Origin of the sequence: Xanthomonas cannabis (genome assembly GCF_040616535.1) — a bacterium.
GTDB classification, from domain to species: Bacteria; Pseudomonadota; Gammaproteobacteria; order Xanthomonadales; family Xanthomonadaceae; genus Xanthomonas; species Xanthomonas cannabis.
Map to the genome: position 1 here is coordinate 297,019 of NZ_CP136580.1, position 13,822 is coordinate 310,840.

Below are 13,822 nucleotides of genomic sequence, written 5' to 3' on the forward strand. Positions count from 1 at the left end.
GGTGCCGCCAGTGTGTGTTCAACGGCGGAGCGGCGCTGCGACGCGATGGCATGCCGCGGCCACGGCGCGGATAATCCGCCGGTGAGCACATCCCCCAAGCATCTGCAGATTCTCTACCAGGACGCTGTCCTGGCCGTCGTCGACAAACCCGCGGGCCTGATGGTCCACGACAGCAAGCTTGCGCGCGGGGAGGACGACTTCCTGGCTGACCGCCTGCGCGAGCAGTTGGGCAAGCCGATCTTTCTGGTGCACCGGCTCGATCGCGCCACCAGCGGCTGCCTGCTGCTGGCGTTCGACCGCGACAGCGCCAGCGCGCTGGGCAAGGCCCTGATGGCGGGCGAGGTAGATAAAAATTATCTGACCGTCTGCCGCGGCTGGCCGGCCGAGGAGCGCTTCATCGTCGATCACGATCTGGATGGCGGCCCCGGCAAACCGGTCAAGAAGCCGGCGGTGACGCATTTCCAGCGTCTGGCCACCGGCGAGCTGGAGATCCCGTCCACCGGCTTTGCCACCTCACGCTATGCGTTGTTGCGCTGTCAGCCGCAGACCGGCCGCTTCCGGCAGATCCGCCGGCACATGAAGCACCTGTCGCATCACATGATCGGCGACACCAGCCATGGCGATGGCCGCCACAACCGCAGCTTCCGCATGCTCGGCATCCACCGCATGTTGCTGCACGCCGAACAGCTTGAATTCCCGCATCCGGCCGACGGCAGGCGCATCAGCATCACCGCGCCGCTGGATGCGGAATTCACCAAGGCGTGTGCGTTGTTCGGCTGGGACGTGGCGCAATTGCAGGCGATGCCACTCGCACAGTGATGCGGGGGTGCCCAGCGGTCTGTCGATGCCGCAGTGGCGATCGGCAACGCGTCCGGCGAACCGTACCCTCACCCCAATCCCGCACCGCGCCCCGGCCCGCGCTAGCAGCGCGGGCGCTCCAAGGCACGCGCGCCGATGGCGCACAAGCGCTGCCTTCTCGCCCCCGTAGGAGATGGGCTTATATGCGCGAGCCGTTGTCGTCCACAGCGCAGGCGCGGCCGCGCGAGCCAGCGCTTCCCTTCTCCCCGCCGGGAGAAGGTGCCCCGCAGGGGCGGATGAGGGTACGGGCGAAGCCTCGCGCAGTTGAACAACCCGAGGGCTTCGCCCCGTACCCTCACCCCAACCCCCGCTGCGCGCCCCGGCCCGCGCAAGCAGCACGGGCGCTCCAAGGCACGCGCGCCGATGGCGCGCAAGCGCTGCCTTCTCGCCCCCGTAGGGAGAGGGGCTAGAGCTGCGCTCTTACGAATCCCCAATCCCCACTCCCGAATCCCCGCCTCTCAGCGCCTCTTCGCCGGCGCCGGCTCGTTGACGATCTTCTCCAGATCCTTCTGCAGATCGGCAAACAGCGGCAGCATCTTCTGCTGGATGGCGCCCATCAGGTTCTGGGTCAGGGCCGGGGTCTTGTCGAGCAGGCTCTGGCCGGCCGAGCTCTCGTAGAACTCGGCCATGGCCAGCACGTCCTCGCGCGAGAACGAGCGCTTGTAGATGTCCACATACATCGGGCGCAGCTCCGACCACGACAGGGCTTTGCGCACGGTCTGGCGGGTGCGCTCCTGGATGCGTTGCAGCTGCGCCTGCTGGTCGCCGCTGAGCTGGCGCTGCGCGGTGAGCTGGGCGAACTGCTGCTGCTGCATCGCTTCGATCTGCGGCAGCATGGTGTCCAGCATGGTCTGCGCGCGCGAGGCGGCCAGCAGACGGTTGACGTCGGCATCGCTGGGCGCCTGCGCCAGCGCGGCAGGGGCCGCCACGGCCAGCACGCCGAGCAGCAGCACCCGGCGGGCAAGGCCGCGTGCGGCAGCAAGCGAAAAGAAAGGTGTCATCGAAGCATCCTGCAAGCGGGGAACCGGCGGCAGCATACGGGAAGCCGGCGTTCGCGCGCGCGTCCACGCTGCTGCCGATACAATCGGCGCGTATGGCCAGCGACCCGATCCAGATCACCCCCAGCCTGACGATTCCGCCCAGCGAGCTCGTCGAACGCTTCGTGCGCGCCAGCGGCGCGGGCGGGCAGAACGTCAACAAGGTGTCCACTGCGGTGGAGCTGCGGTTCGACGTGGCCGGGTCGCCGTCGCTGCCCGAGCCGTTGCGGGCGCGGCTGCTGTCGCGGCGCGACCGCCGCATGACCGCCGAGGGCGTGCTGGTGATCGATGCGCAGCGCTTCCGCACCCAGGACCGCAACCGCGACGATGCGCGCGAGCGGCTGGCCGAGATCATCAGCGCGTGCCTGTCGGTGCCCAAGCGCCGGGTCGCCACCAAACCGAGTCATGGTGCCAAGCTGCGGCGGCTGGATGCCAAGCGTGAGCGCAGTCAGATCAAGCGTGGACGCTCTGCGTCCCACTGGGAGTAAGCGTGAGTCAACCCGACCCGTCGTTGCCACCGGTAACACAGGCCAACATCCTGCTGCAGCCATCCCCGCCCAGAATGCCGCGTGCGCACGGCCGTTTCGGCCGCTGGCTGGGCCGTACCGCCCTGCGCCTGACCGGCTGGCGCCTGCTCGGGCGGCTGCCCGACGAGCCCAAGCTGGTGATGATCGTGGCGCCGCACTCGTCCAACTGGGACGGCTTCCTGGGCTTTGCCGCCAAGTTCGCGCTCGGCTTCGAGGTGCGCGTGCTGGGCAAGGCGCAGCTGTTCTGGTGGCCGCTGGGCCCGCTGCTGCGCAAGCTCGGCGGCATCCCGCTGGACCGCAGCTCGCCGCAGGGCACCATCGGCCAGGCGGTGCGGCTGATCCGAAACTCCGAACAGATGTGGTACGTGATCACCCCCGAAGGCACGCGCAAGCGCGTCGAACACTGGAAGGCCGGTTTCTGGAAGATCGCCTCCGATGCCAAGGTGCCGATCCTGCCGGTGTACTTCGATTACCCCAGCAAGACCGTGGGCATCGGCGAGCCGTTCTGGACCGGTAACGACATGGCCGCCGACATCGCCGCGATTCGCACCTGGTACCGGCCGTGGCGCGGCAAGCATCGCGATACGTTGTAGCTAGCGTGGTGTGCATGTGCCGATGTGCCTTGCCCAGAGGTGCTGGACCAGACATAAGAGCAGCGGACAAGTGAGGGCTCTTGTATGAGGCCGCTTCTTCCTTCGTGACTCAATGGCGCTACCTACCCAGACAAAAGGCCGAGGGTTCAAACGCGTAATGGGGGACAGATTGTTCGAAGTTCTGGAATCCGTGCGGGATGAGGCATCGTTCGTGCGCTTTGCTGAGCTCCTGGCGGCCGATCGTCGTTCGGCAGATTCTCTTGCAGTGACTGTCGATGGGTTTCGGGGAGAATGGGCTAATCAGTCAATTGCCGACTTTCTGGAGGCAGCGTCCGCGTGGGCGACCAGCTCATCTTTCGGCGAGCTGCCTGGACCCAAGCCAAGCAATCCTTGGCACGCGTTTGCCCTATTTCTATGGGCTGGGCGCGGTTATGAGTAACGCAGCTAATGCTTCATTCAAGCCGACAGCGTTTCGTGTTGCTGCCTTACCCAGGGCGTATTCGATAGGGCAGGGAAGCGTGCATGAGACGAGACTGGCTTGCTCATGGCACCTTGCGCAGTGCCAGTGTCGCCATTCACTGCCATGAAGGTTTGAGGAAACATCATGATCGCTTCGTCCACCCGCGCGTTATTGCTGTCCTTGCTGCTGTGTACCGGCCCGACGCTCGCAGCCACGCCGATGCTGGTCATCCACGGCGGCGCGGGCGTGGAGAAATCCAGCCTCTCGCCTGACGAACAAACCCAGGCACGTGAGGCGATGCAGCGCGCGCTGCGCGCCGGGCATGAGGTGTTGAATGGTGGCGGCAGCGCGGTGGATGCGGTGGCCGCCACCATCACCGTGCTGGAGGATGCACCGCAGTTCAACGCCGGTCGCGGTGCGGTGTTCACCCACGACGGCAAGAACGAACTGGATGCGGCGATCATGGACGGTGCCAGCGGCAAGGCCGGTGCGATCGCCGGCGTGCACACGGTCAAGAATCCGATCCAGCTGGCGCGCAGCGTCATGGACCGCTCCAGGCACGTGATGCTGGTCGGCGAGGGCGCCGAACAGTTCGCGCGCGAGCAGGGCATCACCCTGGTGGACCCGAGCTACTTCCGCACCGACAAGCGCTGGCAGCAACTGCAGAAAGCGCTCAAGGCCGAAGCCGGCGACCGCCAGGCCCAGGCCGCGCTGGAGCTGGAAACGGCCAAGCACTTCGGCACCGTCGGCGCGCTGGCGCTGGATCGCGAGGGCCATCTGGCTGCCGGCACCTCCACCGGCGGGATGACCAACAAACGCTATGGCCGCGTGGGCGATGCGCCCATCATCGGCGCCGGCACCTATGCCAACAGCCAATGCGCGGTGTCGGGTACCGGCTGGGGCGAGTTCTACATCCGCGCCGTGGCCGCCTACGACATCTGCGCACGCATGAAATACGCCGGCCAGTCGTTGCAACAGGCGGCCCAGACGGTGATCGATCAGCAGATCCCCGCCGCCGGTGGCGACGGCGGCGCCATTGCGCTGGACGCGCAGGGCAACGTGGCGTTTCCGTTCAATACCGAAGGCATGTACCGCGGCTGGATCGGCGCCGACGGCAGCCCGCATGTGGCGATCTTCAAGGACGAGACGCTTTGAGGGAGCACCGCGCGCCGGCACGGTGCGTTGGCTGTCCCGCAGCGCTACCACCGTCGGAACGGTACCGATGGCCAGCTTTCGCTCCTGTCGCCGCATACCACCGCCACTTGCCTGGCTCGCCGCCTCGTCCTTCTCCCGCACGCGGGAGAAGGTGCCCGAAGGGCGGATGAGGGCCACGCACCCTCGGCCGCCTCTGTCCGCACATCGCCATTCATTAATTCCCCAGCCAACGGCACATGCCGGCGCCGCCCAAACCCGCTAGCGTGGCCGGCTGCACTACCACTCAGGAATCACACGCCATGTCGCGTACCGTCGTTCTGGCCGCTGCCATCACCCTGGCGCTGGCCGCTTGTTCTGGAAAAGAGCCATCCGGTAAGGAGTCCACCACCGTGCCCGAGAAGACCGCCACCGCCCCGGCTGCGGACGCTGCATCGAACCCGTTGCTGACCGCCAGCACGCTGCCGTTCCAGGCGCCGCCATTCGACAAGATCAAGGACAGCGATTATCTGCCGGCCTTCGAAGAAGGCATGCGCCTGCATCTGGCCGAGGTGCGCAAGATTGCCGACAACAGCGAGCCGCCCACCTTCGACAACACCATCGAAGCACTGGAGCGCAGCGGCGAGACGCTGACGCGCGTGTCGCGCATCTTCTTTGGCCTGGTGCAGGCCGATACCAGCGATGCGCGCCAGAAGATCCAGGAAGAGATCGCGCCCAAGCTAGCCGCGCACGAAGACGAGATCAACCTCGATCCCAAGCTGTTTGCGCGCGTCAAGACCATCTACGACCAACGCGACACGCTGGGCCTGGATCCGGAACAAAAGCGCCTGGTCGAGCGCGACTACGAAAACCTGGTACGCGCCGGTGCGCAGCTCTCGGATGCCGACAAGGACAGCCTGCGCAAGCTCAACGTGGAAGAAACCACGCTCTCCACGCAATTCCATACCCGCCTGGTGGCCGCCTCGGCTGCCGCTGCGGTGGTGGTGGACGACAAGGCCAAGCTCGATGGCCTGAGCGAAGGCGACATTGCCGCCGCCGCCGAAGCGGCCAAGGCGCGCAAGCTCGATGGCAAGTATCTGCTCACCCTGCAGAACACCACCCAGCAACCGGTGCTGGCGTCGCTGAAGAATCGCGAGCTGCGCGCCGAAGTGTTGAAGGCGTCCGAAACGCGTGCGGAAAAGGGCGATGCCAACGACACCCGCCAGACCATCCAGCGCCTGGCGCAGTTGCGCGCGCAAAAGGCCAAGCTGCTCGGGTTCGACAGCTATGCGGCCTACAGTCTTGGCGACCAGATGGCCAAGACCCCGGCCGCCGCGCTGAAATTGCTGACCGACACCGTGCCGGCTGCCACCGCCAAGGCGCGCCGCGAAGTGGGCGAGATGCAGAAGGTGATCGATTCTCAGAAGGGCGGCTTCAAGCTCGCCGCCTCCGATTGGGACTTCTACGCCGAGCAGGTGCGCAAGGCCAAGTACGACCTGGACGAGTCGCAGATCAAGCCGTACTTCGAGCTGGACAACGTGCTGCAGAACGGCGTGTTTTATGCCGCCACGCAGTTGTACGGCATCACCTTCAAGCAGCGCACCGATATCCCGACCTACCACGCCGACATGAAGGTGTATGAAGTCTTCGATGCCGATGGCACCTCGATGGCGCTGTTCTACACCGACTACTTCAAGCGCGACAGCAAGTCCGGTGGCGCATGGATGGACGTGCTGGTCGAACAGGACGGCCTCACCGGCGCCAAGCCGGTGGTCTACAACGTGTGCAACTTCACCAAGCCCGCAGCCGGCCAGCCGGCGTTGCTGAGCTTCGACGACGTCACCACGCTGTTCCACGAGTTCGGCCACGCGCTGCATGGCATGTTCTCCAAGGTGAAGTACCCCTCGATCGCCGGCACCAGCACCTCGCGCGATTTTGTGGAATTTCCCTCGCAGTTCAACGAACACTGGGCCTCGGACCCGGCCGTCTTCGCCAACTACGCCAAGCACTACCAGACCGGTGCGGCGATGCCGGCCGAGCTGGTGGAGAAGATCAAGAAAGCCAAGACCTTCAACAGCGGCTATGCCACCACCGAGTACCTGTCGGCTGCGCTGCTGGATCTGGCCTGGCATACCCAGCCGGCCGATGCCCCACTGCAGGACGTGAGCAAGTTCGAAGCCGATGCGCTCAAGCGCTTCAAGGTGGACCTGGCCGAAGTGCCGCCGCGTTACCGCAGCACGTACTTCGACCACATCTGGGGCGGCGGTTATTCCGCCGGTTACTACGCCTACTTCTGGTCGGAAGTGCTCGATGACGATGCGTTCGAATGGTTCAAGGAAAACGGTGGCCTGACCCGCAAGAACGGCGACACCTTCCGCGCCAAGATTCTTTCGCGCGGCAACACCGTCGATCTGGCCACGCTATACCGCGATTTCCGCGGCAAGGACCCCAGCGTCAAGGCGCTGCTGGAAAACCGTGGCTTGACCGAGTGAGTGATCGAAACAGGTGGTTGCACGGGTGATGTGCAGCCAGCATCGAAGCGGGATGGCCATGTGCCATCCCGTTTTCGTTTGCGCGGGCCGCAACACATCGCAGTTGCTGCTGCTGAGCAAGCAGATCAACGGAGCCATGCCTTTCGTCACTTCCGTGCGCCCGCCACCCACGCGCATTGTCGGGGAGAGCCAACGCGGCTCCCCCTGATCGGACAGGTCTGCCATGAACCCATCACATCCCGCACGCTCCCGTGTGCAGCGCGCCGCACAGTGGTCGCGCAAGGAACTGTTGCCACTGCTCGTCATGCTGGTGCTGTTGACCGCCGCGCGCTCCTCGTTCGCCAATCACTACCAGGTGCCCACCGGCTCGATGCAGCCCACCTTGCAGCCGGGCGACCGGGTGGTGGTGGACATGCACGCCTATGGCTGGCGCGTGCCGCTGAGCAACCGCATCGTTGTCAATGGCGAGCAACCGCAGCGCGGCGAGGTGGTGGTGTTCGATTCGCCGCGCGATGGCACGCGCCTGATCAAGCGCGTGGTGGCGGTGGCCGGCGACCGTGTCGACCTACGCGATGGCCATCTGTCGATCAACGGACAGCCGTTGCAGAGCGATGGCGACGGTGCGCACGAACGCTTTGGTGCGCGTGTGGCGCAGCTCGAACTGGATGCCGGTGGCGGCCCGGACCTGCACGCGGTACAGGTGCCGGCCGGCAAGCTGCTGGTGATGGGCGACCATCGCGGCAACAGCCTGGATGGGCGCTATTTCGGCTTTGTCGATGCCGCGGCGGTGTATGGCAAGGCGGTGGCGGTGTATTACCGGCGCGGTGACGGGCTGGAGTGGATCCGGCTGTAAGCCGCGCCCGATTGCTTCCCCGTCGCTGCATGCAAGCAGGCACGCGTACCGAAGGCGCAGACCACGGCTCGGCCTGGGCTCAGAACGCCACACCCGCCAGCGTGCAGGAGGTCTCCCACAGGCGCGCAGCCACGTGGCGGTCGTGGGCCTGGCGGGCGATCCTTGCCGGGGCAGGGTCGCCTTTGAGCTCGAACAGGCCGTCCGGGCCGTAATACCCGCCGCCCTGTGCCTGTGGCGCGGTGGCGGCATATAACGTGGGCAGTGCGCCGGCCGCGGCCGAGTGGCTGAGATAAGGCCCCAGCAAGGCGGTTGCCGTGCCAAGCGCCGTACGGCGGCCACCGGCGGCCGGCCCGTTGGCGATCAATGCGGTCCGTGCAACGCCGGGATGTGCGGCGATTGCGCGCAGCCCCCAGCCCTGCGCATCGCTGCGCCGCTGCAGCTCCATGCTGAGCATCAGCATCGCCAGTTTGGACTGGCCATAAGCCTTCCAGGGGCGATAAGGGCGCTCGGTCTGCAGGTCGTCGAAATCGATGCGGGCCTGACGGTGGGCCAGACTCGACAGGTTGACCACACGCGGCGCTGCGGCCGCACGCAACAGCGGCAGCAGCTGCGCGGTGAGCGCGAAGTGCCCGAGATAATTGCTGCCGAACTGCAGCTCCATGCCGTCGGCGGTGGTCTGCCGCTGCGGCGGGGCCATCACCCCGGCGTTGTTGATCAACAGATCCACCCGCTGCTGGTGCGCGGCAAGCCGATCGGCAAACGCGCGCACCGATGCCAGTTGTGCAAGGTCCAGGGTTTCAACGCGCACCGCGGCGTCGGGATGCGCGGCCAGCAGTGCCTGCCGGGCGGCCTCGCCCTTGGCGGCATTGCGCGCGGTCAGCACCAGGCTGGCGCCGGCACCGGCCAGGGCCAGTGCGGTTTCATGGCCCAGCCCACCTGGGCTGGCACCGGTAATCACGGCCACCCGTGCCCGCTGCGGTGGCAGGTTGGCCAGCGTCCAACGGCTCACCGCGCCACCGCCAGGCTGTCGGGCAGCGCGCGCCACCAGCGTTCGCCGGTGGCCGGGCGGCGCAGGTCCACGCGCTCGCCCATGTGGGGGGTGGCCAGCGGTACCTGCGCGTCCGCGGCCAGGGCGACGATGCGCTCGAACGGCTCGGTCCACACGTGCAGGGCCAGATCGAAGGTGCCGTTGTGGATCGGCAACAAGGTGCGGCCGCCTACGTCCAGAAACGCCTGCAGGCTCTGCTCCGGTTGCATGTGCACGTCTGGCCACATGTGGTCGTAGGCGCCGTTTTCGATCAGCGCCACATCGAACGGCCCCAGCCGCTGGCCGATTGCCTTGAAGTGCGGGCCGTAGCCGCCGTCGCCGCTGAAGAACACGCGCAGGTCGTCCTGCTGGATTGCCCACGAGCACCACAGCGTGCGATCGCGGTCGAACAGGCCGCGCCCGGAAAAGTGCCGCGACGGCGTGGCAGTGAGCGTAACGCCGTCGATCTGCACCGACTGCCACCAGTCCAGCTGGCGCACCTTGGCCGGATCCACGCCCCAGCGCACCAGCAGGTCGCCCACGCCCAGCGGCGCCACGAACACGCCGACGCGGTCGGCCAGCGCGGCAATGGTGGCCCGGTCCAGATGGTCGTAATGGTTGTGCGACAGGATCACGCCGGCCAGGGGCGGCAGGTCGTCCAGGGCAATCGGCGGGGCATGGAAGCGCTTTGGGCCGGCAAACGCAAATGGCGAGGCGCGCCGGGAGAACACCGGGTCGGTCAGCCACAGGCCGCTCCCCAGCTTCATCAACACCGTGGAGTGACCGAGCCGGAACAGGCTGCGGTCCGGCGCGTTGTGCAGGTCCGTGGCGGTCAACGGCACAATCGGCAATGCCTGCGACGGCACCGTGCGCGCCGGCTTGTTGAACAGCACCTGCCACAGTAGCCGCAGGCCTCCCAACACGCCGGGAGTGCTCAAGGTGGTGGGTAGCGCGTTGCGGAACCGCCCATGACGAAACTGCGGCGAGGAGGCGTATGGCAGTGGCAGGGATTGGGTGGGCACGACGGTATCCGGCGTTGGGGTGGTGTATCGGGATATTGGAAACACAAATTACACTACACAGTGTAGTTTTATTTTGGGGAATGTAAACCGCCCGGTGTAACATTGCGCCATGTCCAGTTCATCCGATTCGGCGCCAGCGCCGCAGCGGCTCACCGACCGCAAGCGTCACGCCATCCTGGAAGCGGCCAGTGTCGAGTTCCGCCAGCATGGCTTCGAAGCCACCAGCATGGACCGCGTGGCCGCTTCCGCAGGCGTGTCCAAGCGCACCGTCTATAACCACTTCCCCAGCAAGGACGTCTTGTTTGGCGAGATCCTGCGCGGCTTGTGGCAGCGCAGCGCCGAGGCGGTAAGCCTGGCCTATCGCCCCGACCAAGCATTGCGCACGCAGTTGACGCAATTGCTGCAGCAGAAATTACGCCTGCTCGATGACGCGGCATTTATCGATCTGTCGCGCGTGGCGATTGCCGAAGGTATCCACTCGCCCGAGCGCGCACGCGCGCTGCTGGCCCAACTGGGCAGCAAGGAAGAGGGCACCACCACCTGGCTGCGCGCCGCACTGGCCGATGGCCGCCTGGCGCCGGTGGACCCGGACTTCGCCTCGCAGCAATTGCAGGCGCTGGTCAAGGGATTTGCGTTCTGGCCGCAGCTTGCGCTGGGGCAGCCGCCGCTGACGCCGGCCCAGCAGGTGCAGGTCGTCGAATCGTCGGTGGAGATGTTTCTGGGGCTTTACGGGCGCGGATGAGCGGCCGGGGGCGAACCGGCACCGGCGATCGACGGACATTGGGCCGGCAACGCTGCAGCGCAGGTTGCCGGCGTAGGGTGGCCGGATGCAGAAGCTTTCACCGCACCACGTGGCTTGGGCCGGAGCATGCCCGGCAGGCCAGTCACGCCTCGGCCAGCTCCTGCGTCCACACCGCCAGCGCGTACCCGTCAGGGTCGGTGAAGTGGAAACGCCGCCCGCCCGGGAATGCGAACACCGGGCGGGTGATGGTGCCGCCAGCGGCTTCGATGCGTGCCTGCGACGCCGCCAGATCGTCGGAGGCCAGAACCACCAGTGCGCCACCCGGCTGCGGAGTTCCGTGGAAGAAGCCGCCGCTCAGGCGGCCATCGCGGAATTCGCAATAGTCCGGTCCGTAGTCCTGAAACGTCCAGTCGAACGCTGCAGCGTAGAAGGCCTTGGCGGTGGCGATGGAGGCCACGGCAAATTCCAGATAGTCGATACGGTGATGCTGTGCGCTGTGTTGCATGGCGATGTCCTCGCGGTCGGTGGCTGCACAGCGTGCCCTGCGCAGCGACCCGGCGGCTTGGCGAAAACGGCCATCACCGTGCGTGTTGCTGCACCAGCTCACGCGGACTCAGCTGGGCAAGCAGGCGCGCATCGCGCACCAGATGCGGTGCATCGCCATACCCGGCCTCCAGCGCGGCGGCGGTCAGCGTGGGCTGGCTGGCTGCCAGCCGCAGGAAACGCTGCAGCCGCAAGATCCGCTCCAGCGTCTTGGGGCCATAGCCGAATGCTGCGTGACAGCGCCGCCGCAGCTGCCGCTCGCTGATCTCCAGGCTTGCACACAACGCCGGCAGGCGCGGCGCTGCAGGCCCGGCCAGCTGGGCGAAGGTGAAGGCCATCTGTTGGTCCACGGCCACCGCGCGGTGACGACACAGCGCATGCAAGGTCTGCAGCACATCGCTGCCATCGCACAGCTTCTGTTGCCAGTCGCCTGCATCGCGGCCCCACAGCGCATCCAGTGCCACGCGCTGGTCGGCAATATGGTGCAGCGGAATGCCCAGCACACCGGCAGCCGCGCCTGCAGTCAATCGCACGCCGGTGAGCACGGTGCCGGCGGCTACGCAGGCCATGGTCGCGACATGGTCGGGGCCGGCGACGAACAGTGCAGCGCCATCCCAGATCAGGTCGACGCAGCCGTCCGGTAACACCCGCACCGGCGCATTGGCCGCACCTTGCCGGTGGCGCCAGCTGCAACGCAGCTGGGTACGCAACTCGGGCGGAGGTGGGAGCTGCGTATAGCGGAACCGGATTTTTGAGGACATGGCGGAAGTCTGTGGACAACCCGTCAACGCGCCTGGCGGAAGAACTGTGCTGTGAAGCGGATGCCGCCGATGCGGCAATCGCGCAGCGCAATCCTCCTTGCCACCCGCGTTACCGGTGGTGGCAAGGGTGTTTCACGTCCTGCCGGTGCGATCGCGTGCGAGCAGCGCGGTGTCGACGCACAGCTCGCATGACTGCCTGTGCGCGCTGATGCAACGTCGGCAAGTGCAGCGGCAGACAACACGTCAGTGACCCGAACGGTTCGCTTGCATGCCGTCGGCCGAGGCCGCATGGCGCCGGCCATGAAACCAGGCCACCATCGGCGAGGTCATCACCGTGGTCACCAGCGTCATGCCGAACAACAGCGTGAACAGGTCCGGGCCGATCACGCCGCTGTCCAGGCCGATCTTGATCACCACCAGTTCCATCAGGCCACGTGCATTCATCAGCGAGCCGACGGTGAGACTATCGCGCCAATCGTGCCCGCTCAGCCGCGCGCCCAGCGTGCAGCCGGCCAGTTTGCCGGTCACCGCCACGCCGATCACCAGCACGAAACCGGCAATGCCGGCGCCGGCAAACGCACTGGGGCTGGTGGCCTGGCCGGCGACGGCAAACAGCACCGGCATCAGCAAGGTGATCGCCAGCGGTTCGATGCGTCCGGCCAGATGCTCCAGCAAACGGTCGTCGCGCGGCAGGCAGATGCCGAACACGAATGCACCGAAGATCGCATGCAAACCGATCCATTCGGCCACCGCCGCGCAGCCCAGCAGGCCGATCAACACCCACACCAGCGCAGTGGGGGCATAGCGGCCATCGCTCGCCCGCGGCCGCAGCAGTCGCGCATACGCTGGCTTGAGCACACCGAACACCAGCGCGATCAAGACCAGCGCACCGGCCGCAGTAAATGCCACGCCACCGTGCGCAGTGTTGCCGGTGAGCGTGAGCACGATCGCCAGGAAGATCCATACCGTGGCGTCGTCGATGACCGCCGCGCCCAGTGCCAGACGGCCGGCCGGCGTGCGGGTCATGTTGCGATCCTTGAGGATGCGCGCCAGCACCGGAAATGCAGTGACCGACATGGCTGCCGCAATGAACAGCGCAAACGGCCAGAAGCCGACGCCGTGCGGCGCAAAGCGCGGAAACAGCCACGGCGCAGCGGCCAGGCCCAGTGCCAGCGGCAACACGATGCCCGACACACCAACCAGCACCGACGCGCGCACCTGTGCCTTGGTGCCTTCCGGCGCACGCAGCTCCACGCCGACGACGAACATGAAAAGCACCACCCCCAGATTGGCCAGCCCCGACAACGGTGGCAGGCTCTTGGCGGCGAACAGCGCGCCATGCAGCTCCGGCAGCCACGCGCCGAAGGCGATCGGGCCCAGCAGCAGGCCGGCCGCCATCTCGCCAATGACCGGCGGCTGCCCGACCCGTTGCAATAGCGCACCACACAGGCGCGCCGCCCCCAGAATCACTGCCAACTGCACCAGCAACAACGTGGTCGGATTCATTGCGTCAACGTTCCATTGGTTGAGTCGGCTCGATGTGCGGGTCGAGCGCGCTGTATGCGGTCCGTCGTCCCCTGGACAGACCACGCGCTCGTGCGCTGCATGCTGCAGCGCAGTCGCCGAGTGTATGCGGACGTCGTTGCGTCGTGCATCGCGCGATCACGCATCGCGCGCAATGTCGCCTGGAACGGCGTGCAGGAGCCACACACCGTGCATCGCCGTCCTGTCGCGTTTGCTGGATTTGTTGCACAGCACACGGCGCCTGCGCAATCG

The 13,822-nt window shown here is 66.6% G+C and carries 13 protein-coding genes; 7 read left to right on the forward strand and 6 right to left on the reverse strand.

Annotated elements, in window-relative coordinates; translation table 11 throughout:
- Positions 1–45 precede the first annotated feature (45 nt).
- A complete protein-coding gene (locus RZV17_RS01270) occupies positions 46–819 on the forward strand; it encodes a pseudouridine synthase (protein WP_184440807.1) in 774 nt (257 codons plus the stop codon).
- 497 nt (positions 820–1,316) lie between these two features.
- On the opposite strand, the gene RZV17_RS01275 is transcribed toward RZV17_RS01270, so the two are convergent.
- Complete coding sequence (locus RZV17_RS01275) at positions 1,317–1,895, reverse strand: DUF2059 domain-containing protein (RefSeq protein WP_355606538.1); 579 nt, start codon at positions 1,893–1,895, stop codon at positions 1,317–1,319.
- Between the two features lie 56 nt (positions 1,896–1,951).
- On the opposite strand from RZV17_RS01275, the gene arfB reads away from it, so the two are divergent.
- The 5 genes from arfB (at position 1,952) to lepB (ending at position 7,951) form a co-directional block, all read left to right on the forward strand.
- The gene (gene arfB, locus RZV17_RS01280) at positions 1,952–2,383 is read left to right on the forward strand and encodes an alternative ribosome rescue aminoacyl-tRNA hydrolase ArfB (RefSeq protein WP_047694425.1); all 432 of its coding nucleotides are present in this window, start codon (positions 1,952–1,954) and stop codon (positions 2,381–2,383) included.
- Positions 2,384–2,385: 2 nt separating this feature from the next.
- Positions 2,386–3,015 carry a lysophosphatidylcholine acyltransferase gene (locus RZV17_RS01285; RefSeq protein WP_039406796.1) on the forward strand — a complete coding sequence of 210 codons (630 nt, stop codon included), beginning with the start codon at positions 2,386–2,388 and terminating at the stop codon, positions 3,013–3,015.
- Positions 3,016–3,619: 604 nt separating this feature from the next.
- On the forward strand, positions 3,620–4,630 hold the full coding sequence (locus RZV17_RS01290; protein WP_355606541.1) for an isoaspartyl peptidase/L-asparaginase: 1,011 nt from the start codon (positions 3,620–3,622) through the stop codon (positions 4,628–4,630).
- 299 nt (positions 4,631–4,929) lie between these two features.
- A complete protein-coding gene (dcp, locus tag RZV17_RS01295) occupies positions 4,930–7,098 on the forward strand; it encodes a peptidyl-dipeptidase Dcp (protein ID WP_355606544.1) in 2,169 nt (722 codons plus the stop codon).
- A gap of 223 nt (positions 7,099–7,321) precedes the next feature.
- Positions 7,322–7,951, forward strand: a complete 630-nt coding sequence (gene lepB / locus RZV17_RS01300; RefSeq protein WP_184368756.1) for a signal peptidase I — start codon at positions 7,322–7,324, stop codon at positions 7,949–7,951.
- A 79-nt stretch (positions 7,952–8,030) separates the two neighbouring features.
- Here lepB and RZV17_RS01305 read toward each other — a convergent pair whose 3' ends face one another.
- Together RZV17_RS01305 and RZV17_RS01310 are read right to left on the reverse strand one after the other, a co-directional pair.
- A complete protein-coding gene (locus RZV17_RS01305) occupies positions 8,031–8,960 on the reverse strand; it encodes an oxidoreductase (RefSeq protein WP_184368759.1) in 930 nt (309 codons plus the stop codon).
- Positions 8,957–10,000 carry an MBL fold metallo-hydrolase gene (locus tag RZV17_RS01310; RefSeq protein WP_355606548.1) on the reverse strand — a complete coding sequence of 348 codons (1,044 nt, stop codon included), beginning with the start codon at positions 9,998–10,000 and terminating at the stop codon, positions 8,957–8,959. The genes RZV17_RS01305 and RZV17_RS01310 overlap by 4 nt, the downstream gene beginning before the upstream one ends.
- Positions 10,001–10,109: 109 nt before the next feature.
- Here RZV17_RS01310 and RZV17_RS01315 point away from each other — a divergent pair, with 109 nt between their 5' ends.
- The gene (locus tag RZV17_RS01315; protein WP_355606551.1) at positions 10,110–10,742 is read left to right on the forward strand and encodes a TetR/AcrR family transcriptional regulator; all 633 of its coding nucleotides are present in this window, start codon (positions 10,110–10,112) and stop codon (positions 10,740–10,742) included.
- 142 nt (positions 10,743–10,884) lie between these two features.
- Here the strand turns inward: RZV17_RS01315 and RZV17_RS01320 are convergent, their stop codons facing one another.
- The 3 genes from RZV17_RS01320 to RZV17_RS01330 form a co-directional block, all read right to left on the reverse strand.
- A complete protein-coding gene (locus RZV17_RS01320; protein WP_166743531.1) occupies positions 10,885–11,247 on the reverse strand; it encodes a VOC family protein in 363 nt (120 codons plus the stop codon).
- A gap of 73 nt (positions 11,248–11,320) precedes the next feature.
- Complete coding sequence (locus RZV17_RS01325; protein ID WP_355606555.1) at positions 11,321–12,046, reverse strand: helix-turn-helix domain-containing protein; 726 nt, start codon at positions 12,044–12,046, stop codon at positions 11,321–11,323.
- A gap of 243 nt (positions 12,047–12,289) precedes the next feature.
- Positions 12,290–13,552 (reverse strand): cation:proton antiporter, encoded by a 1,263-nt coding sequence (locus RZV17_RS01330; RefSeq protein WP_355606558.1) that lies wholly within the window; start codon positions 13,550–13,552, stop codon positions 12,290–12,292.
- Positions 13,553–13,822: the final 270 nt, after the last annotated feature.

Coding starts and splice junctions, on each gene's coding strand:
- arfB (WP_047694425.1), top strand. CDS start 1,952: ATGGCCAGCGACCCGATCCAGATCACCCCCAGCCTGACGATTCCGCCC.
- RZV17_RS01270 (WP_184440807.1), top strand. CDS start 46: ATGGCATGCCGCGGCCACGGCGCGGATAATCCGCCGGTGAGCACATCC.
- RZV17_RS01290 (WP_355606541.1), top strand. CDS start 3,620: ATGATCGCTTCGTCCACCCGCGCGTTATTGCTGTCCTTGCTGCTGTGT.
- RZV17_RS01275 (WP_355606538.1), bottom strand. CDS start 1,895: ATGCTGCCGCCGGTTCCCCGCTTGCAGGATGCTTCGATGACACCTTTC.
- dcp (WP_355606544.1), top strand. CDS start 4,930: ATGTCGCGTACCGTCGTTCTGGCCGCTGCCATCACCCTGGCGCTGGCC.
- RZV17_RS01315 (WP_355606551.1), top strand. CDS start 10,110: ATGTCCAGTTCATCCGATTCGGCGCCAGCGCCGCAGCGGCTCACCGAC.
- lepB (WP_184368756.1), top strand. CDS start 7,322: ATGAACCCATCACATCCCGCACGCTCCCGTGTGCAGCGCGCCGCACAG.
- RZV17_RS01330 (WP_355606558.1), bottom strand. CDS start 13,552: ATGAATCCGACCACGTTGTTGCTGGTGCAGTTGGCAGTGATTCTGGGG.
- RZV17_RS01325 (WP_355606555.1), bottom strand. CDS start 12,046: ATGTCCTCAAAAATCCGGTTCCGCTATACGCAGCTCCCACCTCCGCCC.
- RZV17_RS01320 (WP_166743531.1), bottom strand. CDS start 11,247: ATGCAACACAGCGCACAGCATCACCGTATCGACTATCTGGAATTTGCC.